The organism is Glaciecola sp. 33A, from assembly GCF_002836745.1.
Classification (GTDB): Bacteria; Pseudomonadota; Gammaproteobacteria; order Enterobacterales; family Alteromonadaceae; genus Glaciecola.
On record NZ_PJAR01000042.1, the window covers coordinates 304,063 to 328,640 of the forward strand.

General features: G+C 42.6%; 22 protein-coding genes. 20 read left to right on the top strand and 2 right to left on the bottom strand.

Annotation, left to right across the window (positions count from 1 at the left end):
* The first annotated feature begins 2 nt into the window (after positions 1-2).
* Entirely contained in the window at positions 3-854 is an 852-nt protein-coding gene (locus tag CXF81_RS14000; protein WP_101181960.1) for a HEAT repeat domain-containing protein, read from the top strand.
* Positions 855-880: 26 nt separating this feature from the next.
* Positions 881-1,969 (top strand): TonB family protein, encoded by a 1,089-nt coding sequence (locus tag CXF81_RS14005; RefSeq protein WP_101181961.1) that lies wholly within the window; start codon positions 881-883, stop codon positions 1,967-1,969.
* Positions 1,970-2,006: 37 nt separating this feature from the next.
* Here CXF81_RS14005 and CXF81_RS14010 read toward each other — a convergent pair whose 3' ends face one another.
* Together CXF81_RS14010 and CXF81_RS14015 are read right to left on the bottom strand one after the other, a co-directional pair.
* Positions 2,007-2,282, bottom strand: a complete 276-nt coding sequence (locus CXF81_RS14010) for an RNA-binding protein (protein WP_101181962.1) — start codon at positions 2,280-2,282, stop codon at positions 2,007-2,009.
* Between the two features lie 85 nt (positions 2,283-2,367).
* Positions 2,368-3,582 carry a dipeptidase gene (locus CXF81_RS14015; protein ID WP_101181963.1) on the bottom strand — a complete coding sequence of 405 codons (1,215 nt, stop codon included), beginning with the start codon at positions 3,580-3,582 and terminating at the stop codon, positions 2,368-2,370.
* Positions 3,583-3,970: 388 nt separating this feature from the next.
* Between CXF81_RS14015 and CXF81_RS14020 the strand changes: the two genes are divergently transcribed.
* The 18 genes from CXF81_RS14020 (at position 3,971) to CXF81_RS14105 (ending at position 24,493) form a co-directional block, all read left to right on the top strand.
* Positions 3,971-4,735, top strand: coding sequence for a SapC family protein (locus CXF81_RS14020; protein WP_101181964.1), 765 nt, complete (start codon positions 3,971-3,973; stop codon positions 4,733-4,735).
* A 275-nt stretch (positions 4,736-5,010) separates the two neighbouring features.
* Positions 5,011-5,469 carry a division/cell wall cluster transcriptional repressor MraZ gene (gene mraZ, locus CXF81_RS14025; protein ID WP_101181965.1) on the top strand — a complete coding sequence of 153 codons (459 nt, stop codon included), beginning with the start codon at positions 5,011-5,013 and terminating at the stop codon, positions 5,467-5,469.
* Positions 5,466-6,404, top strand: coding sequence for a 16S rRNA (cytosine(1402)-N(4))-methyltransferase RsmH (rsmH, locus tag CXF81_RS14030; RefSeq protein ID WP_101181966.1), 939 nt, complete (start codon positions 5,466-5,468; stop codon positions 6,402-6,404). Before mraZ ends, rsmH begins: the two co-directional genes overlap by 4 nt.
* Positions 6,401-6,733, top strand: a complete 333-nt coding sequence (gene ftsL, locus CXF81_RS14035) for a cell division protein FtsL (protein WP_006015595.1) — start codon at positions 6,401-6,403, stop codon at positions 6,731-6,733. Before rsmH ends, ftsL begins: the two co-directional genes overlap by 4 nt.
* Positions 6,723-8,528: a penicillin-binding protein 2 gene (locus tag CXF81_RS14040; RefSeq protein ID WP_101181967.1), complete on the top strand. Its 1,806-nt coding sequence runs from the start codon at positions 6,723-6,725 to the stop codon at positions 8,526-8,528. The genes ftsL and CXF81_RS14040 overlap by 11 nt, the downstream gene beginning before the upstream one ends.
* Complete coding sequence (locus tag CXF81_RS14045) at positions 8,515-10,080, top strand: UDP-N-acetylmuramoyl-L-alanyl-D-glutamate--2,6-diaminopimelate ligase (RefSeq protein ID WP_101181968.1); 1,566 nt, start codon at positions 8,515-8,517, stop codon at positions 10,078-10,080. Before CXF81_RS14040 ends, CXF81_RS14045 begins: the two co-directional genes overlap by 14 nt.
* The gene (gene murF / locus CXF81_RS14050; RefSeq protein ID WP_101181969.1) at positions 10,077-11,486 is read left to right on the top strand and encodes a UDP-N-acetylmuramoyl-tripeptide--D-alanyl-D-alanine ligase; all 1,410 of its coding nucleotides are present in this window, start codon (positions 10,077-10,079) and stop codon (positions 11,484-11,486) included. The genes CXF81_RS14045 and murF overlap by 4 nt, the downstream gene beginning before the upstream one ends.
* Positions 11,480-12,568 (top strand): phospho-N-acetylmuramoyl-pentapeptide-transferase, encoded by a 1,089-nt coding sequence (gene mraY, locus CXF81_RS14055; RefSeq protein WP_101181970.1) that lies wholly within the window; start codon positions 11,480-11,482, stop codon positions 12,566-12,568. The genes murF and mraY overlap by 7 nt, the downstream gene beginning before the upstream one ends.
* Positions 12,569-12,580: 12 nt before the next feature.
* Positions 12,581-14,038 carry a UDP-N-acetylmuramoyl-L-alanine--D-glutamate ligase gene (gene murD, locus CXF81_RS14060; RefSeq protein ID WP_232771934.1) on the top strand — a complete coding sequence of 486 codons (1,458 nt, stop codon included), beginning with the start codon at positions 12,581-12,583 and terminating at the stop codon, positions 14,036-14,038.
* A complete protein-coding gene (ftsW, locus tag CXF81_RS14065) occupies positions 14,038-15,336 on the top strand; it encodes a cell division protein FtsW (RefSeq protein ID WP_101181972.1) in 1,299 nt (432 codons plus the stop codon). The genes murD and ftsW overlap by 1 nt, the downstream gene beginning before the upstream one ends.
* Complete coding sequence (gene murG, locus CXF81_RS14070; RefSeq protein ID WP_101181973.1) at positions 15,329-16,531, top strand: undecaprenyldiphospho-muramoylpentapeptide beta-N-acetylglucosaminyltransferase; 1,203 nt, start codon at positions 15,329-15,331, stop codon at positions 16,529-16,531. Before ftsW ends, murG begins: the two co-directional genes overlap by 8 nt.
* Before the next feature lie 62 nt (positions 16,532-16,593).
* The gene (murC, locus tag CXF81_RS14075) at positions 16,594-18,024 is read left to right on the top strand and encodes a UDP-N-acetylmuramate--L-alanine ligase (protein ID WP_101182046.1); all 1,431 of its coding nucleotides are present in this window, start codon (positions 16,594-16,596) and stop codon (positions 18,022-18,024) included.
* The gene (locus CXF81_RS14080; protein ID WP_101181974.1) at positions 18,021-18,980 is read left to right on the top strand and encodes a D-alanine--D-alanine ligase; all 960 of its coding nucleotides are present in this window, start codon (positions 18,021-18,023) and stop codon (positions 18,978-18,980) included. Before murC ends, CXF81_RS14080 begins: the two co-directional genes overlap by 4 nt.
* Positions 18,981-18,984: 4 nt before the next feature.
* On the top strand, positions 18,985-19,881 hold the full coding sequence (locus CXF81_RS14085; RefSeq protein WP_101181975.1) for a cell division protein FtsQ/DivIB: 897 nt from the start codon (positions 18,985-18,987) through the stop codon (positions 19,879-19,881).
* Between the two features lie 17 nt (positions 19,882-19,898).
* A complete protein-coding gene (ftsA, locus tag CXF81_RS14090) occupies positions 19,899-21,128 on the top strand; it encodes a cell division protein FtsA (protein ID WP_101181976.1) in 1,230 nt (409 codons plus the stop codon).
* A gap of 75 nt (positions 21,129-21,203) precedes the next feature.
* Complete coding sequence (gene ftsZ / locus CXF81_RS14095) at positions 21,204-22,361, top strand: cell division protein FtsZ (RefSeq protein ID WP_101181977.1); 1,158 nt, start codon at positions 21,204-21,206, stop codon at positions 22,359-22,361.
* Between the two features lie 151 nt (positions 22,362-22,512).
* Positions 22,513-23,427 (top strand): UDP-3-O-acyl-N-acetylglucosamine deacetylase, encoded by a 915-nt coding sequence (gene lpxC, locus CXF81_RS14100; RefSeq protein ID WP_101181978.1) that lies wholly within the window; start codon positions 22,513-22,515, stop codon positions 23,425-23,427.
* A 193-nt stretch (positions 23,428-23,620) separates the two neighbouring features.
* Positions 23,621-24,493, top strand: coding sequence for a M23 family metallopeptidase (locus CXF81_RS14105; protein ID WP_101181979.1), 873 nt, complete (start codon positions 23,621-23,623; stop codon positions 24,491-24,493).
* Positions 24,494-24,578 lie beyond the last annotated feature (85 nt).

Sequence of the window (24,578 nt, forward strand, 5' to 3'; positions counted from 1 at the left end):
TCTTGGTAAAAACTCGTTTTGATTTAAAGTATGAAAATAAAAGTGAAAGCAGTATTTCAGTCGTTGAAAGATACAGACGTGGAATTGAGCAAAAGGACTGGGACACAAACCTCGGACTTGTTCATTATCGCGGCGGTGAAGAGGAATTCCAGTTAGGCAAAACGTATCTTAACAGCGATGACCCGCTAGACCGAAGCGTAGGCGCAGATATTTTAGGTCAATTAGGTTGGCGTGATAAAACTTTTTTAGATCTCAGCGTTAGTTTATTAATATCGGCACTGCAAGATAAGGTCGATAATGTTGTTTATTGTGCTTGTATTGCACTGGGTCATCGTTGTGATGAAAAAGCGATTGCTCACGTTATTAAGCTTGCGCAAAGCCCCAGTACAGAAATTCGCAATGGCGTTGTCTTCGCCTTATTGGGTCAGGAATTAACAGAGGCTGTTGATATTATGGTGTTGTTATCTCGCGATGAAGATGTCGACACAAGGAATTGGGCAATGTTTGGGCTGGGTACACAAATTGCGTCTGATTCCCCTGAAATTCGACAGGCGTTACTCAAAGGCACATCTGACGAAGATAGTGAGATCAGAGGAGAAGCGCTAGTAGGCCTTGCAAATAGAAAGGATAGTGGCATAATAGAATTGCTATTAAATGAGTGGAAAACAGTCGAAGAAGTGAGTATCTTGAGTGTAGAAGCGGCGGAAATAATAGCTAGCCCACGGCTGTATTCAACATTAATAGAGTTAGAGAAAACATTGGATCTGGAAGAAGATGTTTTTTTTGAGTTTCAACTGCAACACGCACTCGATGCTTGTAGACCTAAAATACTGAAGGTAGTTTCGGCCTTTTAAAAGCATCGTGAAATATAAAGGAATATATGAAAACACTTCTTGCTCGTCTCCTACTGATCACAGTTATTAGTCAATCTGCAATTGTGTTCGCCAACACAGCACCAGAAAATATCATCGACTTACAAAGAGATGCTGTTATTTATAAGCCTAGCAAGGTTATTAAATCATTTGAAATGTCTTATCCCGCTTCAGCCAGACGTAACAAGGTTGAGGGTTACGTTGAAGTCAGTTATGACGTTAATGAGCAGGGAAGTCCGGTCAATTTACGTTATAATCGGATCAGTGGTCTTGATATTTTTGAAACGCTAATAGAGAAAAACTTTGATGATTGGGAGTTTGAACCTGCAAATATAGACGGTGTTGCGATTACTCAGAAAAATCTGCAACGCACATTTACTTTCACACTAACAAAGCTCACCAACAAATTCCCCGAACCACTGATGCGCCGGCGTTTTGCTAAGTTGTATCTTCAGATGCGCAAATTATTGAAAGACGGGAACTACGAAGAACTGGCTAACATGCTGACAATAATGGATTCGGCTAACATTATTCGATTTTCTGAAAATCGTCAATTATCCTTGGTCAAGTTTACTTATTTGGAAAAGACCAAAGGAAGTGATCAAGATAAAATCATAGCACTTGAAAATGCGCTTAAAGATAATCCAAGAGCGGAAAAAACCCAAAAGCTAAACAGTAAAATCAAAGCAAGCTTGTTCAAATTATATGCTGAAAATAATCAATATCGTCAAGCGTTAATTCAACACAGTGACTTAAGTAGAAGTGAGTTTAGTCAGGACTTATTGCCCGATTTAGCCGCCACAGTAGAACAAGTAGTGGCGAAGTTAAACTCAGGCGAGCCGATTGCTACGACGGTTAAAATTGACGGCACGGACCTTTTCACGCATTACCTGTCACGCCGAGTATTCAAAATAGAGATAGATAACCCGGTGAGTTTTACTGAATTGCGTTGTGGTAAATTCAATGTACAAATGCAGTATGCCAAAAATACTTTGTACCAAATGCCATTTGATTGGGACGATTGTAAATTGGTTTTGCAAGCGCCGCGAGGGAGTTTAGTTAGCGTTTCTGAAGCGGCAATTTACGACCCATTGTAAAGGTCGATTTATACAAAACGCACTAGCGCAAATAAACTTAGCTGCTTTTGTCTTTTTTACTCGGTTCAGTTGACGTCTGCTCTGCCTTTTTAACACGTATTTTACTACCATCAAGCTCAATATTATTAAGTTTGCCAATCGCAATTTTGGCTTCGCCATTTTTGGGCATTTCAACGAATGCGAAACCTTTGGACTTGCCAGAGATTTTGTCAATAACTAGAGTGCAAGATTGAACTAAGCCAATTTCAGTAAACAGAGCGCTCAGTGACTCTTGCGTGGTGGTTCTTGCTAAGTTTCTTATTATCAGTTTCATTGAGGTACGTGGTCAAAGTAATTTGCCCAATGATACCTCAACAAAGCTCGTATGTTTTAACTAAAATTGACGCTGTGCTTTAATTTCACCCCGCTTTTGCAACAACTTCAACTTCGCGCCACACGCGCAGTACATTTTGATTCAGAATTTGTTTGATGTCGCCCTCTGAATATCCACGTTCTAGCAGACCTTCAACAAGGTTCGGGAAGGCCGACACATCTTTCAAGTTAATGGGCAGAGAATCACCTACACCATCGTAGTCTGACCCGATTCCGACATAATCAATACCAACTAATTCCACCACATGGTCGATGTGATCAAGCACGGTTTCCAATGTAGCAAATGGATAGGGACTTTGTGTATTGTATTTTTCAACAAAGTCTTTTACTTCTTGGCTATCTTCGCCAAAGACTGTCGCCAGATCTTGTGCTTTCTTGGTCCTGTTATCACGCCAACTGCGCGCAACTGGGCTGACAAAGCCGGAACCAAAGTTAATCATAATAACGCCGTTATTTTTAGCCAAGGCTATTAGCATATCGTCGTTCATATTTCGCTCAAACCCTGGGGTGAATGCGCGCAACGAGGAGTGTGACGCAATGACGGGGGCTTTGCTTATTTCGATTGCTTGATAGAAAGCGGCATCGGAAACATGCGAAATATCCACGATAATGCCAAGTTTATTCATTTCCACTACCATCTCCATACCAAAAGGACTCAGGCCTTTCCATTGTCTGCGTAAATCGTAAGACGAGTCACTGATGTGATTACTCTGGCTATGCGCTAGCGTAATGTAGCGTATTCCACGTTCATAGAAGACGCGCAAGGTGTCCAGAGAACCTTGTACTGGAGAACCATTTTCCATTCCCATTGGCAGCGAAATCTTATTATCTTTGAAGTTTTGTTCCACATCGGCAACTGAGTAGGCCAGCGCAAATTTGTCCGGCGCGCGCCCCACAATGGCCTCAACAGAGTCAATTAATTTGTGTGCCAAGGCCGTAGATTGATCCGAGTTATCCAAACTGGCGGGTACATAAATCGACATAAACGGCGCATTTAATCCCCCTTCTACCGCACGTGGATAATCAAAATCGCCATTTTCTGTGCTTTTTGTTACGTCTACCCATTGATTTTGTACTCGGTAGGGCACGTCTATATGACCATCAACAATGATATTTTGTTGAGTAATTCGTTTTGCTGCTTGAGCGTTGGTTTCATTGATTGGTGCTGAGCTTGTCGTATTGCAAGCAGCTAGCACCAACGAAGAAAGTATCGTGAGAATAGCGCAGATTTTTTTTCGCATTGGCAGTCCTTTTGGAATAGTTAATTATTAATTATTATTTTTGTTCGATGATACAGGCGTGTTTTGCTTGTCACTTACGTTAAAAATGCTAAAAACACAAATAGAATAAAAATTGTACGTTTCAAGGTCGCGATGACCGTTGTGCCTGAAGTATTGTGCAACTTAATAGAAAAAAAGCCTAATTTTAGTTGTTAATATTAGGTTACGCAGTGACTTCCAACGTTGTTTAAGCCATAATAACAGCGTGTACCCTTTGGGTAAAAAATCAAATTTCATCGTCATGAAACTGGTTATTCGTGAACCGTTCATGGCAGTTTCATGACTGAACGATGCAGTGCTAACGATTAGAAATAGCCGCATCAAACTTAAGTAAGAGAATTATAACAACATGGCTATTAATTATATCCCGCTGGACAAAAATAAGCATAAAGATCTAAAAATAATTCCTCAGTTAGATCTTAGTTTTGCAAAAGAGACTCACCTTGCAGCTGCCACCATTCGTGAATTCGCGCATTTGGCATCAACAATGCCAGTGGTTTTTATTGAAGATCCAACCAACAAAAATATTCACACGGTAGCAATGCTAGGTGTTGACCAAAACGTTAACTTATTTTGGGCAGAAGATAAATGGCAGGGTCCGCATGTGCCATTGAATATCCAACGTTACCCCTTTGATATTCGCCCTGATGGCGATAAGTTAGGTGTATTCTTTGATGAAAACAGCCATTTAGTTGCCGACGAAGGTGAAGCACTATTCGCTGAAGACGGTGAGCCGACTGATTTCCTAAAGAATCGTCAGCAATTTTTAGCTGAGCTTGCAAACAGTGAAATGCTTAACCAACGTTTTGTAAAACGTGTTGTTGAACTTGATCTGTTAGATAATATACAAATTGGTATTCAGTACCAAGATGGTACTGCTCGCAATGTTACGGGCATCATGAGCATCGATGAGAAGAAGCTTAATGCACTAGATGATGCGGTTATTCTTGAATTACACAAAGCCGGTTTCTTAGGCGCGATGTACGCAATTATGATGTCGCTAGCACAATTGAATCGTTTGGTAGAATTGTCTAATAAAGGTGATAAGCCAATTAAAACTGTGCAGATTCGACCTGTGCCTAAAGAAGGCGAGGGTGAACAACCTACTGCTTAAAATACAAGCAGTTAAAAACTAACGTAAAAACCACCTTAAGGTGGTTTTTTTATGTCTTAAATTTCTGTAAAGCCTGTGTTTATATACAGTCCAGGGTTTCGAACTATTTACCCGCTTTGACACAAATGTGCTTGACAGTGGGGTATGATGGTACATAAACTGTAAAAAGTGGGTAAAAGTGGCGAAAAATGGTTTTTTCGTTAGAGTGCAACTAGCTTAATAATAATAAAAACAATAATACTATAAGCTACTAATAATAAGAAAAGGCTAGGGGAATGTTCCGCGGCGCTAACGCAATTAATCTGGACAGCAAAGGTCGACTAACGATACCCACAAGGTACCGTCAGTCGCTGTTGGATGATTGCCAGGGACAGCTGGTATGCACTATCGATACTTCTCAAAACTGTTTGCTACTTTACCCTCTCCCCGAATGGGAGGAAATTGAGCTTAAACTCAGTAAGCTTTCTAGTACTAATCCACAAGAACGTCGTCTTCAACGTCTTTTGCTAGGGTATGCAATGGAGGGAGAAATGGACAAAAGTGGTCGCATACTAATTGCGCCGACACTTCGTCAACACGCTGTTTTGGATAAACAAATTATGCTTGTTGGTCAACTCAATAAATTTGAGATTTGGGACACAGACGTTTGGAATAAACAAATCTCTGAAGACATTGAAACGGAGAAGCAAGGGCAATTTGAGCTTACGGAACGTCTTCAGGATTTCTCACTATGACCTCCGAAAAATTTGCTCATCGTCCAGTACTGCTCCAAGAATCTTTATCCGGCTTAAATATAAAGCCAGATGGGATTTACATTGACGCGACTTTTGGACGCGGCGGCCATAGCGCCGAAATTCTGAAACAACTTTCAAGTAAAGGTAGGCTCATTGCATTGGATCGTGATGATACGGCAATTGAGTCGGCCCAACGTTTTATCGACGACCCTAGATTCAGCATACATCATGTCGCATTTTCAAACATTGAAGACGTGGTCAACGAACTTGAGCTGATGTGCAACATCGATGGTGTGCTAATGGATATAGGGGTGTCGTCCCCACAACTAGATGACGCTTCTCGGGGCTTCAGCTTTCAAAAAGACGGTCCCTTGGATATGCGTATGGACCGTTCTTCAGGCATAAGTGCCGCAGATTGGTTAAATAAAGCCGATCTTGAAGAAATCACGATGGTGTTAAAAACCTTTGGTGAAGAAAAGTTTGGTAAGCGAATTGCCCATGCTGTTCTAGAACAAAGGGTAATAAAGCCTTTAGAAACCACGGCTGAATTTGCCCAACTAATTGATAAAGCAGTACCTGTAAAAGATAAGTTTAAGCATCCGGCAACACGAAGTTTTCAGGGTGTTAGGATATTCATCAATGGTGAACTTGATCAATTAAATCAAGGCCTAGAAGGCGCAGTCAATGTGCTCAAAAGTGGTGGCAGATTGGCGGTCATTAGTTTTCACTCGCTTGAGGATAGAGTCGCCAAACGCTTTATTAGAAAATTAAGCAAGGGCAAGGAGATCCCGCGCGGATTACCTATTACCCAACAAGAGATAGATGCAGATAAAATGGTGAAAGCCATGGGTCGAGCCATCAAGCCTAGTGCTGAAGAAATCGCACTCAACGTGCGGTGTCGCAGTTCCGTGCTTAGAGTGGCAGAAAAACTATGAACATGGCCAGTACCAATTTTAACTTATTGTTACTTATTACCTCTGATCTAGGCCGTAATTTATTTAAAGTTGTATTATTTATTGCTGTGGTTGCGACCGCGATAGGTGTGGTCTTAGGCGTGCATCACAATCGCCAATTGTCGATGCAACATGAATCGTTAATTCAAGAAAAAGACGAGTTAGACGTTGAATGGCGTCACCTGATCATTGAGCAAAGCTCCTTAACTGAGCATAACCGCATTGAACAGATCGTTCGAGAGAACTTAAATATGCGTCGTCCTGGTCCCGAAGATGAAGTATTGGTACGAGGGAAACCGAATGGCGGATAACGCAAATAGGCGTGCATCTGCTAAAACAGGAACCAGCAAAGACCGCCAAGCCAAACAAAAGACATCCCCCATGCTTATGCAGTGGCGCTTTCTCACCGTCCTTTACAGCGTGGTGTTGGTGTTTGTATGTTTAGCTGCCAGAGCCGCCTACATTCAGGTAATAGAACCTGATCTGTTGATTCAACAAGGCGATAATCGGACTATTCGCATACGCGACAATCCCAGCTATCGTGGTTTGATTACCGATAGGCATGGCGAACAACTTGCCGTGAGCGTACCTTCAAAGGCTATTTGGGCCGATCCAAAAGTGGTTAACGCCTTCGACAGCGATACCGGTGAGAAGAAAGCTCTGGATAAGCGCCGTTTTCAAGCGCTTGCTGAAGTATTAGGCCGAGATGTACAAAGCTTATATGACAAGGTGGATAACCCAAAACGTCGTTTTGTATATATTGAACGTCAAGTCACACCTGCAATGGCTAATTTTGTTGAAGAACTGGCTATTCCTGGTATTTACTTACGCAATGAATCTAAACGTTACTATCCAACTGGGGAAGTTTCTGCCCATGTCATCGGCTTTACGAATGTCGATGACAAAGGCATTGAAGGCATTGAAAAGTTATACAACGATTGGTTAACGGGCACGCCAGATAAACGCAAAATCCGTCGCGATGCCAAGGGTCGTCAAGTTGAAATTATTGAACAACATGCGGGGGAGAAAGCGGGCGATCTAATGCTCACTATCGACCAGCGTATTCAAGCACTGGCTTATCGCGAACTTAAAGAAGCGACCTTGTATTTTAAAGCAGCATCTGCATCTGTGGTTATAGTTGATGTGCACACGGGTGAAATTCTGGCACTCGCTAACACGCCGTCATACAACCCGAACAACCGCAAAACTGTGTCCAACCATCGCCTGCGTAATAGAGCGATAACCGACGCTTTTGAGCCTGGCTCTTCATTAAAACCGATTGCGATATTAGCTGCATTAGAATATGGCACTGTGGAAAAAGATTCTATTATTGATACCTCTCCCGGTTGGATGCGCTTAGGTGGCAGTCGAGTAGAGGATCCGCGCAACTATGGCAAAATTAGCGTTACCGAAATCATTCAAAAATCGAGCAATATGGGCACCTCTAAGTTGGCGTTGTCCGTCGACAAAAACTTCCTCATGGATACCTATTACAATATGGGCTTGATGAGCACCACTGGCAGCAATATGGTCGGAGAATCTAACGGTATTTTTCATGAACGTAATCGTTGGTCTGAACACGAGGTTGCATCTTTATCATTCGGTTACAACATTTCAGTCACGACAGCTCAGCTTGCTAGAATGTATGCAACGATCGGAAACGGTGGTGTAAAAATACCGTTGTCGATTATTAAGTCGAATGAGCCTGCTTTTGAATTGCCAGAGCGCGTTGTCAGTCATGAAAATGCAATGGCGGTGTTAGAAATGATGGAAACCGTCACCCAAGCGGGTGGCTCTGGTGTAAAAGCAAGCGTGCCTGGCTATCGTATTGCGGGTAAAACAGGCACAAGTCGAAAGGCTGTCGCAGGTGGTTATGGTGAGGAATATGTCAATATTTTTGCCGGTATTGCGCCTGTTTCAGATCCTAAAATAGCCGTAGTCGTGTTAATCAATGAGCCCAGCGGCGATTTATACTATGCCGGTGATACTGCAGCGCCAACATTTTCTGCGATAGTTTCGGGTACATTGCAAATGCTGAATGTGCCACCAGACGACGATAGTAAAACAGCGAGAATCTACAGTGGGGGTCAAGATGCCGTCCAATGAAGATAAACTGGAAACTCGTTCAATCGCCTCGATACTGGCGATTTTTGACATTCTGATTACTGCTACTGAGATCGACAATATTGTATTGGATAGCCGAAACGCAAACCACAACTCATTGTTTATTGCGCATCAAAGTACAGGTAACAATGGCGCTAAATATGTGCAAGATGCGATCAATAATGGCGCTAAATTAGTCCTTGTTAACACAAACAACACTGAACAACATGGCGAAGTAGATAGCATTGATAAAGCCTTGATTATTAGTTTTTTTGAATTAGAAAAGCAAATTGGCTTTATTTGCAGCGCGTTTCACCAACATGTTTCAAATAAGCTTCAGTGCGTCGCTATTACGGGTACAAACGGTAAAACATCGGTTGCTCATATTTGTGCTCAATTGTCGGCATCGTGCGGAGAAAATGCAGGCACTATAGGTACCATGGGGGTTGGTTTTTATTCAAAAAAGCAAAGCTCAATTAAAATTTCAGAGACAATAAATACAACACCAGACATCGCGTGCTTGCATCAATTTGCGCATTTAGTGAAGCATCTTGGCGGCAGACGCCTGTGTATTGAGGCCTCTTCACATGGCTTACATCAAAAAAGATTGAGCGGCTTCAAAGTGGACGTCGCTGCATTCACAAATTTGACTCAAGATCACTTAGATTACCATCCGAGTTTAAACGAGTACGCCAAGGCCAAACGTCTGCTACTTAAACAAGATGGGATACGTTACTTGGTATTAAATGCAGATGATAAAGAAAGTCATCATTGGGTAGAGCAAGCGCCAGAGCATACGGTTATTTGTCTTTGTTCGGTTAACCAGCGTTCATCCGCATCTTTGCTCCAAACCTATGAAAAACACAATCAGCATTATAAATACTGTATTGCTTTAAATCCGTGTTTTACAGCAAATGGCAGTACTTTTAAAATTGAATCAAGTTGGGGGGTGGCAACAGTATCTTTGCCCTTAATCGGCAAATTCAATATCGCAAACGTACTTACCGCATTCAGTTCATTGCTTTTACAAGGCGTCAGTTTTGAACGCTTGGTTGAGGCTGTTCCTTTGTTAAGAGGTGTGCCAGGTCGAATGGAAGTTTTCGAATCAATAAAGTATGGCAATATTATTGTCGATTATGCGCACACTCCTGATGCGCTTGAGCAGGCTCTGTTAGCAGCACGTCAGCATGTGACGGGTAAGCTAACTGTCATTTTCGGTTGTGGTGGCAATCGCGATAATTCCAAACGTAGCCAAATGGGTAAAATCGCTGAACGATGTGCAGATGAAGTCATATTGACTCAAGACAATAGCCGCAACGAATTACCTGAAGATATCATTGCTGATATCCAACAGGGTATACATCAAAAATCAAAATTAAAAATAGAATTAGACAGAACCTCTGCAATTAAACAGGCTTATCTGAACAGTCATACCGATGATTTGATTGTTGTTGCAGGAAAAGGCCATGAAGAGTACCTCGAGTTGAAATCCGTGCGCGAGTATTACAACGAGAGGGAATACGTTAAACAGTTAACCATGGAGGTAAGAGCATGATTCCCGTTTCACTATCTTGGATTGCTGAAAAAGTAGAAGGCACATTAAACACAAAAAGTGTCGAAGAGTTACAAATTAAAGGCGTCAGTACAGACACTCGAACATTGCAACCAGGCGACTTGTTTATCGCGTTAGTGGGTCCTGATCATAATGCCCATGACCATCTTTTCAGGGCGCTTGAAAAAGGAGCTGCAGCGATCATCGTCAGTCGCCCTGTGGACTGTCCACTGCCATTGATATTAGTTGACGATACGAAAGCCGCGTTAGGTAAATTAGGTGCGGCAGTCAAGCAACAAGTTAATCCGAAAACGGTCGGGATTACTGGCAGTAGCGGTAAAACTACGGTCAAAGAAATGGTCGCATCTATTCTCTCCGTCAGGGGCAAAGTGCTGTGTACCAAAGGCAATTACAACAACGATATTGGCGTGCCATTGACTTTGTTAAGACTGGAGAAACAGCACGAATATGCGGTTATTGAACTCGGTGCAAATCACTTAGGTGAAATTGCCTACACCACAAATTTAGTTAAGCCCGATGTGGCAACGATTGTCAACGCAGCAGCGTCACATCTGGAGGGTTTTGGCAGCCTATTTGGTGTTGCTAGAGCCAAAAGTGAAATATTTAAAGGCCTGAGTACAAACGGCACCGCAATCCTCAATAGTGACAGTCAATTTTATTCATTTTGGGAGGGGAAAACATCTCATTTGAATTGTTTAACGTTCTCTCCAGAGTCCGGACACGGTGACTATCACGCAGAGGATATCGCCATGGGAATGGACGGATGTGCTGAATTCGAATTGGTATGCCCAACTGGCAGAGCTGCTATTCGCCTGAGTATACCCGGTACGCATAATGTCGGAAATGCGTTACTTGCGGCTGCTTTGTCGATGACTGTAGGCGCAAATTTAGAACAAGTTCAGCTTGGGCTATTCAATATGCGCGAAGTGAGCGGGCGTTTAAATGTTAAACAATTGAGCAATCAAATTCGTCTATTGGATGACACTTATAACGCAAACGTAGCGTCGGTCAATGCGGCAATCGATTTGTTGGCAACCTTTTCTGGTAACCGTATTTTCGTGTTTGGCGATATGGCAGAACTGGGAGAAAAAGCGCGATATTATCATGAGCAAGTGGGTGAATACGCCAAATCAAAAGGCATCACATCAGTCTATTCACTGGGTGTGTTGAGTCAATTTGCAAGTGACGTGTTCAAACAGAATGGTTTTCATTTCGACAACAAAGAAGCACTGGTTGCAATGCTTAATAAGAATGTTGCTTACGAACAACAAGACATCAGTATTTTAGTCAAAGGGTCGAGAAGTTCAAAAATGGAATTAGTTGTAAAAGCAATAGAGGAAAGCCCCGTGGGAAAGTTCGAAAGGCGTAGAGAAGGTATTGCATGTTAATTTGGCTAGCCGACTGGCTGACACAGTTTGATGCCAGTTTTAACGTTGTACAGTATTTGACTCTGCGTGCAATCTTAAGCACGTTAACCGCCTTACTTATCGCTATTCTTATTGGTCCAAAAATGATCCGCTGGTTACAAACCATGCAGATTGGACAGACAATTCGTGATGACGGACCACAAAGTCATTTGTCAAAAGCAGGCACTCCCACAATGGGTGGCTTGTTGATATTAGCCGCCATATTAATTAGCGTATTGTTATGGGCAGACCTGACTAATAAATATGTTTTGGTTACTCTTCTTGTGATCGTAGCTTACGGCTTGGTTGGCTTTGTTGATGACTATCGTAAGGTCATCCGTAAAGACGCTAAAGGCTTAATTGCACGCTGGAAGTATTTTTGGCAATCGGCTATTGCCGTTGTCGTTTCGGCGTTCCTATATTACACAGCAAACCCAGCAATTGCCGCTGAAACGGCGTTACTTGTACCGTTTTTTAAAGAAGTAATGCCACAGCTCGGTGTTTTTTACATGGTCATTGCTTATTTTGCATTAGTGGGTACAAGCAATGCAGTGAACTTAACTGACGGCTTGGACGGTTTAGCCATTGTCCCTATCATTCTGGTTGCCGGCGCATTTGCGGTATTCGCTTATGTCACTGGCAATATTAACTTTTCTGCTTATCTCAATATCCCATTTATTCCAATGACCAGTGAATTGGTGATTGTGTGCACAGCAATCGTAGGCGCTGGACTGGGATTCTTGTGGTTCAATACCTATCCAGCCCAAGTTTTTATGGGCGATGTTGGTTCACTTTCATTAGGTGCAACACTCGGATTATTGGCTATTTTAGTTCGTCAAGAAATCGTTTTTATTGTGATGGGCGGTGTGTTCGTGGTTGAAGCGCTGTCGGTTATACTGCAAGTGGGATCATTTAAAATGCGCGGAAAACGTATTTTTAGAATGGCACCAATACATCATCATTATGAATTAAAAGGGTGGCCAGAGCCTCGCGTTATTGTCAGGTTTTGGATTATTTCATTAATCCTGGTCCTCATTGGACTGGCAACATTGAAGTTGAGATAGATGAATAGGGACTTGGCACATCAGTCAATTGCCGTCATAGGCTATGGTATTACCGGGCGCGCATGTGTCCGATTTTTGCTTTCTCAACAGGCAACAGTTTGCGTATTTGACCGTGATGTGAATATTCAAGAAACGGTGATGAGTGACACCAATGTCAAAGTCGCAGTTTTCGAGCCGGATATGTCTTTGTCCTCTTTTTCAATCGTGATTGTTAGCCCCGGTGTTAACCCGCACTTACCATGTTTTGCAACTTACCGTGAACAAGGCGGCGTATTAATTGGCGATATTGAATTGTTCGCTTGGTTTAATAAAACGCCATTGATTGGGATTACTGGTTCAAACGGCAAAACTACGGTCACAGACATGTTAGGTAAAGTGCTCAAGAGCGCGGGTTTACATGTTCAGTTGGCGGGAAATTACGGAAAGTGCGCCGTTGATTTATTGCTAGAACAAGCACACAAAACAACACCACTAGACATAGTGGTGTTGGAGTTGTCCAGCTATCAATTAGAGATGACCGAATCACTGCAACTTGAGTTTGCCAGCATACTTAATATTACCGAGGATCACCTAGACCGTCATGGTAATTTTGAGGCTTATAAAATAGCCAAACAACGTATTTTTACTATGGCTAAAAATATCGTTGTTTGCCGAGATGAAGTCTTTAGTTATCCCCCAACCATCGAACTGAATGAAGTAGGTATTAGCAACGAAAACACGCGGATTTGCGCTGAAGTGGGCCTATTGAATAGTCTGACTGGTTATTCTGTTGGCGAAATACTTGTATCTGACTGTTTATCAAATTCAAATATGGATAATTGCTCGAGCGATTTGGCCCAAGCCATAGCAGAGCCTTGCATTCAATTTAATGGTACGGCACTGTTTGCGCTTTCTGATTTACATCTTAAAGGGTCGCATAACTACATTAATATCATGATTGTGTTAGCTATTTGTGATCAATTATCACTGGATAGAGAACTGACTATAAAAGCCATTTGTGATTACAAAGGATTACCTCATCGTTTTGAAACGATTCGAGTGTCTACACTCAAGGCTGCTGATAAAACTTCAACCATTACGTGGATTAATGATTCAAAGGCGACCAATGTTGGGGCCTGTCAAGCTGCTTTAGCTTGTTTTACAAAATCCGACGATTATCTGGTCTTAATTGCAGGTGGTGACGCCAAAGGTGTGGACTTATCGCCTTTGAAAGAAGTAATAGACAGTCAAGTAAATCAACTAATTGTGTTAGGCAAAGATGCACACAAATTTATCCAATTAATACCCAATGCAATTCACGTTCGAAATTTACAGGAGGCGGTTGCAACGTCATTGTCGCTAATACAAAAAGCCGATTGTGCAAATGCAGTCGTCTTGCTTTCGCCGGCTTGCGCAAGTCTTGATATGTTTGTTAACTATCAAGATAGAGGCGAAATATTCGCCAGCGCCGTTACTGAGCAAATGGCATAATGACGAATTCTAACTTGCAAGCAAGCAATAAATTATCTGCCATATTTGCTGCTAGGCATGACATATTTGCGGGTCAGGATGGGGCGCAACAGCGTCCTTACGATCTTGTTTTAGTCTTAATTACATTGACTCTGTTTGCGATTGGTTTTGTGATTGTGACGTCAGCCTCAATGCCAATTGCCGAAAGGATGTATGGCAACCCATTTCACTTTGCTATTCGTCATGCTATTTACATTGGTATCGCTATTATTGCGGCCATGATAGTGCTTAATTTACCGATGAATTTTTGGCGTGTCGCCAACCCTTATTTACTATTGCTGGCTATCGTGTTGTTGGTCGCAGTGCTAATTATAGGGCGCTCGGTCAACGGCAGTACAAGATGGATTGTTATTGGCCCAGTGACTATTCAAGCGGCGGAACCTGCCAAGCTGTTTTTCTTCTGCTATCTCGCCGGTTATTTGGTTAGAAGATACGAAGAAATTAATGAAAACTTTAAAGGCTTCGTTAAGCCTTTAGCGGTGTTTTTCCTACTCGCACTGTTATTACTCAATCAACCTGACTTAGGCACGGTTATTGTCATGTTTGCTACCACAATAGGTTTGTTGTTTTTAGCCGGCGCGAAATTATGGCAATTCTTTGGTTTAGTATTCACCGGGGTGTTAGCGGTTGTTGCATTAATTCTTTTTGAACCTTACCGCGTTAAGCGCGTGACTGCCTTCCTTGACCCTTGGGCCGATCCTTTCGGGTCCGGTTATCAATTAACGCAATCGCTCATGGCATATGGTCGCGGATCTTGGTTCGGACAAGGTTTAGGCAATAGCTTACAAAAATTAGAATTTTTACCTGAAGCGCATACCGATTTTATTATGGCAATTTTAGCTGAAGAATTAGGCTATATCGGCGTCTTAGTGGTTTTATTATTAATCCTTTCAGTAGTCGTCAAAGCGCTTCGAATTGGCAACAGAGCGATGACTCAAGAACGCCCTTTCGACGCGTTTTTAGCTTATGGTATTGGTATTTGGTTTAGCTTTCAAACAGTCGTCAATGTGGGGGCAAGTACGGGTATATTGCCAACCAAAGGATTAACTCTGCCTTTCGTGAGTTATGGTGGTTCGTCACTTATCGTTATGTCAGTTGCCATTGCTATTTTATTGCGTATCGATTTTGAACTTAGAGTTGATGGCGTGCAAGCACTCAAGCGCGGAGGAAGTAGCAAGAGAACCAATAAAAAAGGCAGTAGTAGAAAAACCGACCAGACAAAAGCCAAAGTCACATCAGAGGTAACAGATAATGCGTAATGTTACCGATGCTAGTAACATCTTATCAGCAAACCAACCCTTGTTAGTTATTATGGCTGGTGGAACGGGAGGCCATGTATTCCCTGGCTTAGCTGTTGCAAATGAGATAACGCAACAGGGTTGGCGCGTTGAGTGGTTTGGTAGTGCCGATAAAATGGAAGCAGAGCTTGTTCCCAAAAATGGTTTTTTGATCCATTTCCTTGATGTAAAGGGAGTTCGAGGCAAAGGCATTATTGCTAAACTATACGCTCCTAGTATGCTGATATCGGCTGTTTGGCAAGCTAGAAAAGTACTCAAAACTCTACATCCTAATGTGGTGTTGGGTATGGGTGGTTTTGCTAGCGGTCCAGGCGGTATTGCGGCTTGGACATTAGGTATTCCTATTGTTATACACGAACAAAATGCAGTGTTTGGTTTGACCAATAAGTGGTTGGCTAGAGTCGCAAAGCGTGTGCTCTGTGGTTTCGACTTAACGGCATCTGCAATGGCAAGTCAATCACCTGGAAACGTTGAGTTTGTTGGCAACCCTGTGCGTGCTGAATTTTTTAGCACAATAAAAACTCAACGTCATAATAATACTTTTCGATTTTTAATCTTGGGCGGCAGTTTGGGTGCGTTAGCGCTAAACCAAATAATCCCTGGGGTTATTAATCAACTTCGTAAAAAATACGCTATTAGCGTTGTGCACCAAGCGGGTAAGGGCAAAGCGCAACCTGTGCAACTGCAATATGCACAAATGAACCACAAGCTCCAAGAAAGTAAGTTTGTAGAGGGCAGTCAAGCAGAGCAGAAAATAAGTAAGCCGTTAGCAACGCAATCAGACAATACGGTGCTTGAATTTATTGATGATATTCCGGCTCAATTTGCGCAAGCTGATATTGTAATATGCCGAGCTGGGGCACTCACTGTGGCCGAAGTTGCCGCCACAGAAAGCTGTGCTATTTTTGTGCCTTTACCAATTGCAGTTGACGATCATCAAACTTACAATGCAAAAGCATTGAGTGACAACGATGCAGCAATACTTATTGGACAAGACAAACTCGCTGATAACTTGTATTCACATCTAGATATGCTGCTGTCAAATCCGCAAAAAATAACAGAGATGGGGCGTAAAGCGAGAGCACTTTGTATTCAAGACGCCACACTCAAAGTAATTGCTGCCATAGTGCAGGAAGGGTTGAGGGAGAAATTGTGAATACTAAAAATAAATTATCGGCATATTCGACTGCCGAGCAGAATGACAACATTGGCGCATTAATGCCGCATAAAATGCGTCGCGTTCAAAAATTACATTTTATTGGTATCGGTGGTGCAGGCATGGGCGGCATTGCTGAAGTTGTGCTAAACCTAGGCTATCAAGTTTCTGGCTCAGATATGAGGCGTAGCAGCATGACTGCTCGCTTGACTAAGCTAGGAGCCGATATTTTCATAGGTCATTCAGCTGACAACATAAAACAAGTAGATGCGGTAGTCGTGTCTAGCGCAATTGATAAAAATAATCCTGAAATTCAAATTGCTACACAGCAGCGTATCCCAATTATTCGTCGTGCAGAAATGTTGGCAGAGTTAATGCGTTTTCGCTACGGCATCGCTGTCGCCGGAACACATGGCAAAACCACGACAACGAGTTTGATTGCGACAATATTCTCACAAGCGAAATTGGATCCTACCTACGTGATAGGCGGACTGCTAAATAGCGCTGGTACAAATGCAAAATTAGGTGCAAGTAAGTATCTTATTGCTGAAGCGGACGAAAGTGACGCGTCATTTTTGCATTTGCAGCCAACACTATCAGTGATCACAAATATTGAAGCGGATCACCTTGAAGCTTACCAAGGTGACTTTTCAAAAATGAAAAATGCGTATGTTGAATTTTTACATAACCTACCTTTCTATGGTTTAGCCGTTGTGTGTGGTGACGACAACGTGGTGCAAGAAATATTGCCAAAAGTAGGTCGTAAATACCTGACTTACGGTCAATTGGATGGTAGTGATTATCAAGCAATTGATGTTTTTTATGAGCTTAACTTCAGCCACTTTACGGTCAAGCGTAAAGACAAAACTGCATTAAAAGTTACACTCAGTTTGCCTGGTATTCACAATGTGTTGAATGCGACAGCGGCCATTGCGGTGGCAACAGACGAGGGCATTAGCGATGAAGATATTTTAGTCGCTTTGAAAAGCTTTCAAGGTATCGGTCGACGCTTTCAAGTGCTCGGGGAATTTAGTCAAGACTACGGCAGCACAATTCTGGTCGATGATTACGGTCACCACCCAACTGAAGTGAAAATGACAATTGCCGCAGCGCGCAATAATTGGCCACAAAAGCGGGTAGTCATGATTTACCAACCGCATAGATATTCTCGTACACGCGATTTGTACGAGGACTTTGTTGAAGTATTGTCAGAAGTTGATGTGTTATTACTGCTAGATATTTATGCCGCTAGCGAAGAACCAATTGAAGGTATTGACAGTAAATCGTTGTGCCGGTCGATACGTCAGCGTGGAAAGTTAGAGCCAATTTATGTGAGTTCAGCGCAAAATCTGTATAAAATACTCGTCGATGTAATGATTGATGGTGACGTTCTGTTTGCACAGGGAGCTGGTAATATTGGTGATATAGCGCAATTAATCGCTAGCACTGAATTGAATAAGACAGCATTGTTGAAAAAGGCAGGCGATGCATGAATACACAAGCGGTTAATGCACAAGATATAAGAGCGTTTGGCAAGGTGGCAGTTTTGTTTGGTGGAAATTCTGCCGAGCGTAAAGTGAGTTTGGCGTCTGGTAAAGCGGTACTTAATGCCTTGCAAACTGCAGGCATAGACGCACATAAATTCGACCCTGCAGAAAATCCAATCGGGGATTTGGTGTTATCAGGTTTTGATCGCGCATTTATTATTTTACATGGCCGCGGCGGAGAAGACGGCAGTATGCAAGGGGCGCTGCAATTGCTGGGTATTCCTTACACAGGAACGGGTGTATTAGGTTCAGCCGTAGCGATGGATAAGGTCTTTTCAAAACAAATTTGGTCTGCGTTAGGACTGCCGACTGCACGGTATAAAGTGGTAACAAAAGCACGAGTTAATTCAGCTGTAAAACCTGATTATGCTGATATTTTAGCGCAGTTGTCTGGTGTTGCTATGGTGAAGCCTGTTCGTGAAGGCTCGAGTATTGGTATGGCCAAGGTGAGCGATGCTCAAGAGCTTGAAAATGCGGTGCAACGAGCGCTTGAATATGACGATGATGTTTTAGTTGAAGAATACATTAATGGTCCTGAGTATACAGTTACGATTTTAAATGGTGTTGCGCTACCTTCAATTCGCATGGCAACACCGCATGTTTTTTATGATTATGATGCCAAGTACAACGATAAAACAACCGAATATTATTGTCCTAGTGGCTTGGATGATGCTACCGAAAAGCATATCGGCGAGCTTTCTTTAAATGCATTTCATGGTCTTTCTGGCAGGGGCTGGGGAAGAGTTGATTTAATGCAGAATGAGCTTGGCGACTTTATGCTGTTGGAATCAAATACAGTACCAGGCATGACTGAAACAAGTTTAGTGCCGAAGGCGGCCAAACAAGCTGGTCTGAGCTTTGAGCAACTTGCATTGCAAGTACTATCGTCAAGTCTGGAGTAAGTTAGTGACAAAGGGCGATTTAACAGCACAAGGACACAACGTTCGCAAACACGCTGCGCGCATTGGTGAACTTGTTCACAGCCCGAGCACAGTGACTTCTAAAAAGGCAGACGATTCATTTGATGATGACACAGATCCATTTGATAATGACGATAGGACGGGTGAAACCCAAGAGCCAAATAGACTTGTTGGCTTTGTCTTTTTTTTGTTCGTCATGGCGGGTTTTATTTACGCCGGAATAGAACTCGTTCGATGGCTGGAAGACGAACAGCAATTACCAGTTCAAAAAGTCATTTTTAGTGGTCAAAGAAGCGTTTTAGTAGACTCACAAATGGAGACGCTTATTCGGAACAAGCAAAACGGCAGTTTTTTCGCATTGGACGTCAATAAAGTGCATCAACTTTTAGAGGATATGCCCTGGGTGTACAGGGCATCAGTGCGAAAACGCTGGCCGAGTAGCTTGCATATTTATTTAGTCGAACAGGCGCCTGTTGCGATTTGGAATGATGATTTTTTATTGAATACGAAAGGCGATATTTTTGATGGCGGTGATCCTAACAAAAAATTACCGCAATTGTTTGGGCCGGGTGGCAGCGAAAAAACAGCATTAGCCGGATTTAACGCGATGCAGTCATTATTAAGCTCAACTGGACTAACAATTAACGAGTTGTTTTTGAGTGAAAGGTTCGCTTGGAGAGTCGAATTAAGTAACGGAATACGGCTAAATATAGGGCGTCAGCAGTTTATCGATAGATTACAAAATTTTATTGATGTTTTTCCGCTGTTACAGGCGCAAAATAAGGCGATTAATTACATAGATTTGCGGTATGATATTGGGCTTGCAGTGGGCTGGCAAAAAAATAGTAAAAAAGAACAAGAAATTAGATCAAATAATGACTAAAATGAGTGATAAGAAACATGTCTAAAGCTACGGAAAGAGACCTCATTGTCGGTTTAGACATCGGAACCAGCGTAATCAAAGCTATTGTCGGCGAATTACTTGACGACGACAGTATCAGTATTATTGGCGTTGGCACGCACAAATCTCGCGGTATGGACAAGGGTGGTGTGAATGACTTGAACCTCGTTGTTCAGTCAGTAAGACAAGCGGTTAATGAGATGGAATTGATGGCCGACTGCAGTGTCTCTTCAGTATTTATGTCAATTTCAGGGCGTCACGTTCAGTGTCAAAACGAGAGCGGAATGGTGCCTATCAATAACCAAGAAGTAACCCAAGACGACGTGGATAATGTTATCCATGCTGCGCGCTCAGTGCCGATGGCTGCTGAACGTAAATTACTTCATGTGTTACCACAAGAATTTGTTATCGATGTGCAAGAAGGGATTAAAAATCCAATAGGTATGTCGGGTGTCAGAATGGAGGCGGCGGCTCACATTATTACCTGCGCCGAAGATATGGCTAAGAACTTGGTCAAATGTGTAGAAAGTTGTGGTTTGAGCGTCGACCAAACCATCTTTTCAGCGTTGGCTTCTAGCTATGCGGTTTTGACCGATGATGAACGTGAATTGGGTGTCTGTGTGGTCGATATCGGTGGCGGTACGATGGACATCGTTATTTATACTGACGGTGCTATTCGCCATACCGCAGTTATTCCGTTGGCAGGTAATCAAATAACTAGCGATATTGCAAAAATCTTCCGCACGCCGATGAGCAATGCGGAAGACATTAAAACCAAATATGCATGTGCACTGAAAGACATGGTAAGCATGGAAGAAAGTATCGAAGTACCTAGTGTTGGCGGTCGACCTGCAAGAGTCATGTCGCGTCATACCTTGGCTGAGGTGATTGAACCAAGATACCAAGAGCTATTTGAATTAGCTTATGAGCAAATCAAAGCCAGTGGTTTAGAAGAACAAATTGCCGCAGGCCTTGTCATTACTGGCGGAACAGCCAAAATGGAAGGTGCAGTAGAGTTTGCAGAGGAAATATTCCAAATGCCAGTAAGGGTTGGAAAGCCTCATTCAGTCAAGGGTTTGGCTGAATATGTTGACGATGCTTGTTTTGCTACAGCAGTGGGTCTGTTACAGTATGGTAAGCAAAATCTAAACAATAAAAGAACGTCTTCAAAGAAAGGCGAAGAAAGCGTGTTAAAACGCATCCAAAGCTGGTTTAAGGGCGAATTTTAGGGGGCCTTTAAGCGCTAAAACAATATGAAACCGAAATAAAAAAACAAATAGGTTTCAGTATACCGGAGAAGCAGAATGTTCGAATTAATGGACAGTCAAAGCGACGAAGCCGTCATTAAAGTAGTTGGCGTCGGAGGAGGCGGTGGTAACGCCGTCGAATATATGGTTAAGCAAGTGATCGAAGGCGTAGAGTTTATCGCCATGAATACCGATGCGCAGGTATTGAAAACGTCAAGTGCTCACATTAAATTACAAATTGGCAGCGAGGTTACTAAAGGACTAGGCGCTGGCGCAGATCCAAACGTGGGCCGTGAGGCTGCGCAAGAAGATCGTGAAAAAATCCGTCAAACGCTGGAAGGCGCTGATATGGTATTTATCACGGCCGGCATGGGTGGCGGCACAGGCACAGGCGCAGCACCAGAAGTTGCCAGGATCGCCAAGGAAATGGGGATATTAACCGTTGCGGTTGTCACCAAGCCTTTCCCATTTGAAGGCAAAAAACGGTCTGATTTTGCTAACCAAGGTATTGCCGAGCTATCCAAGCACGTTGATTCATTGATTACGATCCCGAATGAAAAGCTACTGAAAGTGATGGGTAAAGGCACGCCTTTGCTACAAGCGTTCATTGCAGCCAATGATGTATTGCGCGGCGCTGTTCAAGGTATCGCCGAGCTTATTACACGCCCAGGTTTGATTAACGTCGATTTCGCTGATGTGAAAACGGTTATGTCAGAGATGGGTACGGCAATGATGGGAAGCGGTGTTGGTCGGGGTGAAGATAGAGCAGAAGAAGCTGCAGAAGCTGCAATTGCTTGTCCTCTACTAGAAGATATCGACTTGTCAGGTGCACGTGGCATACTAGTTAACATTACTGCAGGGTTAGACTTTGCAATCGATGAGTACGAAATCATAGGTAATGCTGTAAAAGCATTTGCTTCTGAAAATGCGACTGTTGTTGTTGGTACCGTTATCGATCCAGAACTGACTGATGAAGTTCGTGTCACTGTGGTTGCAACTGGTATCGGCGCAGAACGCAAGCCTGATATTAGTTTAGTCAATGACAACGCGCGAGTGAGTGCAGTTGGCAGAGACTATGGTAGCAGCTCCAGAGATCATAGATCCACTGGCGGTACTGAAGGTAACCAAGCGCTTAAGTTAGATGACGAAGCTCAACCAAGCAATGAATTAGAGTATCTCGATATTCCAGCATTCTTGAGAAAACAGGCAGATTAGCACGATTAACTATAATGAAATTAACGTTTAGTTGTAGTGGTCTGAACAGTCTTTTTTTTGAAAAAAAAGCTTGAAATATCATAACTCTTTGACAATGAACCGGTTAAGTAATACACTATTTGCCGATTTTTGGTTTGGTAAATAAAACAAAATGATAAAACAACGTACTATAAAAGAGTCTGTTAAAGAAACCGGTATCGGTTTGCACAAGGGACGCAAAGTCACAATGACTCTTCGTCCTGCACCTGCAAACACGGGTATCGTTTTCCGTCGCGTTGATTTAACGCCGCACGCAGACATTCAAGCCAAGGCCAATGCTGTTGGAGATACGATGTTGTGTACATGTATCACAAACGCCGATGGTCACTCAATTCATACCGTAGAGCATTTAGCCTCTGCGTTGTCTGGTCTTGGTATTGATAATATTATTGTTGAAGTGGATAGTCACGAGCTGCCGATCATGGATGGCAGTGCCTCTCCTTTTATCTTTCTGCTGCAAACCGCCGGTATACAGGAACTAGACGCGCCAAAAAAATTCATTAAAGTAATCAAAACCGTGCGTGTTGAAGATGGCGATAAGTGGGCTGAATTTAGGCCACATGACGGATTCAAAGTTAATTTTGAAATTGATTTTGAACATCCTGCGATCGCAGCTAGTAGACAAAAAATAGAATTAGACTTTTCAGTTGACTCTTACGTTGATGAAGTCAGTCGAGCCAGAACTTTTGGCTTTATGAAAGACTTAGAGTTTATGAACTCTATGAACCTGGCCTTGGGCGGAAGCATGGATAATGCAGTTGCGCTTGACGAATATCGAGTGATAAACCCAGAAGGACTGCGTTGCAGTGATGAGTTCTTAAAGCATAAAATACTGGATGCGGTTGGTGACCTCTACTTAGGTGGGCACAGTCTTATTGGTGAATTTGTTGCGTATAAAACAGGACATGGTTTAAATAATAAGTTATTAAATGCCATACTTGATGATGTCACTGCATGGCGGTATGTGGAGTTCGAAAATGAGGACAGTTTGCCTATACGGTACATTGAACCTTCTTTGGCATTTTAGTTGTTCCACTATATCCTCTGGTGTGGAGAGGTGACTACTCTAGCGTTGCTTTGGGTATTTAAATGGATAAGTATGTGTGCTTACAAAATGTATCCTTGTGCCGATAACAGGGTTAGACTACTGAAATCAAAATTAGATTACCGTCAGTTTTACGGCGTTAATTTAATAGACGCACAACCAAAATAGGGTAATGATGAGTTTTACGATACTTTACAAAGGCAAAAATCACAGGTTTGTCAAGCGGATATCCGCTCGTAAGTTGTTAAGCGTAACTGTAATAGCATCAATTGTCTTCCTCATTTCTAGCCGCTCTACCGAATCTGTCTACGAAAATCATGTTCGTGTTAACGTTATAAAAACAGGATTAGAGCAACAAGCCAAATTAGTTGACCAACTGAAAACAGATACCCTGGAGCAAGTGGGTGGTATTGTGAATCAGGTGGCTATCATGCAAAATCGAATTAATAAGATGGAGTTGCTGACAGCAACCATGGCTGAAAATGCCGGTCTTAATAAAGAAGATTTTACCTTAAACGAGGAAATGCAAACGTTTGATGCCTCCGAATCTTCTTTAACAAATCAAATAAATAAAATGGCTGAGACCTTAGATTTTAAAATTCAGCAACTCACAGCCCTTGAATCTCTGATGATGGGCCTCAACATAGAGAGACAGAGTGAGTTAGCAGGACGTCCAGTCGGTAAAGGTTGGTTGTCATCTTATTACGGTGTTCGCAAAGACCCATTCACAGGCCGCCCAGCTATGCATAAAGGCATTGACTTCGCGGGCAAAGAAGGTGAAGACGTCATTGCAACAGGTGCTGGTGTGGTGACTTGGTCGGGCAGCAGATATGGATATGGAAACTTAGTTGAAATTGATCATGGAAACGGTTTAAGAACAAGATATGGTCACAACGCTGAGTTAACTGTCGAGGTTGGTGACGTTGTCACTAAAGGTCAAGGTATCGCGTTAGTCGGTAACACTGGGCGTTCAACAGGGGCTCACGTGCACTATGAAGTTCTAAAAAACGGTCAACAGGTTGATCCACTGCCATTCATCTATCGCTAAAAAACTGATTGTCAGTTTTCTCCGGTCCAATAAAACCTCTGATTCATTAATAATAGCTCAGTAATGTGCTAAGATCATTTAGCAC

Bases quoted from the DNA above. Each gene is read 5' to 3' on its own strand.
- CXF81_RS14010 (WP_101181962.1), bottom strand. From the start codon at position 2,282: ATGAAACTGATAATAAGAAACTTAGCAAGAACCACCACGCAAGAGTCA.
- CXF81_RS14045 (WP_101181968.1), top strand. From the start codon at position 8,515: ATGCCGTCCAATGAAGATAAACTGGAAACTCGTTCAATCGCCTCGATA.
- murC (WP_101182046.1), top strand. From the start codon at position 16,594: ATGCCGCATAAAATGCGTCGCGTTCAAAAATTACATTTTATTGGTATC.
- CXF81_RS14005 (WP_101181961.1), top strand. From the start codon at position 881: ATGAAAACACTTCTTGCTCGTCTCCTACTGATCACAGTTATTAGTCAA.
- ftsZ (WP_101181977.1), top strand. From the start codon at position 21,204: ATGTTCGAATTAATGGACAGTCAAAGCGACGAAGCCGTCATTAAAGTA.
- CXF81_RS14040 (WP_101181967.1), top strand. From the start codon at position 6,723: ATGGCGGATAACGCAAATAGGCGTGCATCTGCTAAAACAGGAACCAGC.
- rsmH (WP_101181966.1), top strand. From the start codon at position 5,466: ATGACCTCCGAAAAATTTGCTCATCGTCCAGTACTGCTCCAAGAATCT.
- lpxC (WP_101181978.1), top strand. From the start codon at position 22,513: ATGATAAAACAACGTACTATAAAAGAGTCTGTTAAAGAAACCGGTATC.
- murF (WP_101181969.1), top strand. From the start codon at position 10,077: ATGATTCCCGTTTCACTATCTTGGATTGCTGAAAAAGTAGAAGGCACA.
- murG (WP_101181973.1), top strand. From the start codon at position 15,329: ATGCGTAATGTTACCGATGCTAGTAACATCTTATCAGCAAACCAACCC.
- mraZ (WP_101181965.1), top strand. From the start codon at position 5,011: ATGTTCCGCGGCGCTAACGCAATTAATCTGGACAGCAAAGGTCGACTA.
- CXF81_RS14020 (WP_101181964.1), top strand. From the start codon at position 3,971: ATGGCTATTAATTATATCCCGCTGGACAAAAATAAGCATAAAGATCTA.
- CXF81_RS14015 (WP_101181963.1), bottom strand. From the start codon at position 3,582: ATGCGAAAAAAAATCTGCGCTATTCTCACGATACTTTCTTCGTTGGTG.
- CXF81_RS14080 (WP_101181974.1), top strand. From the start codon at position 18,021: ATGAATACACAAGCGGTTAATGCACAAGATATAAGAGCGTTTGGCAAG.
- CXF81_RS14105 (WP_101181979.1), top strand. From the start codon at position 23,621: ATGAGTTTTACGATACTTTACAAAGGCAAAAATCACAGGTTTGTCAAG.
- mraY (WP_101181970.1), top strand. From the start codon at position 11,480: ATGTTAATTTGGCTAGCCGACTGGCTGACACAGTTTGATGCCAGTTTT.
- ftsL (WP_006015595.1), top strand. From the start codon at position 6,401: ATGAACATGGCCAGTACCAATTTTAACTTATTGTTACTTATTACCTCT.
- ftsW (WP_101181972.1), top strand. From the start codon at position 14,038: ATGACGAATTCTAACTTGCAAGCAAGCAATAAATTATCTGCCATATTT.
- ftsA (WP_101181976.1), top strand. From the start codon at position 19,899: ATGTCTAAAGCTACGGAAAGAGACCTCATTGTCGGTTTAGACATCGGA.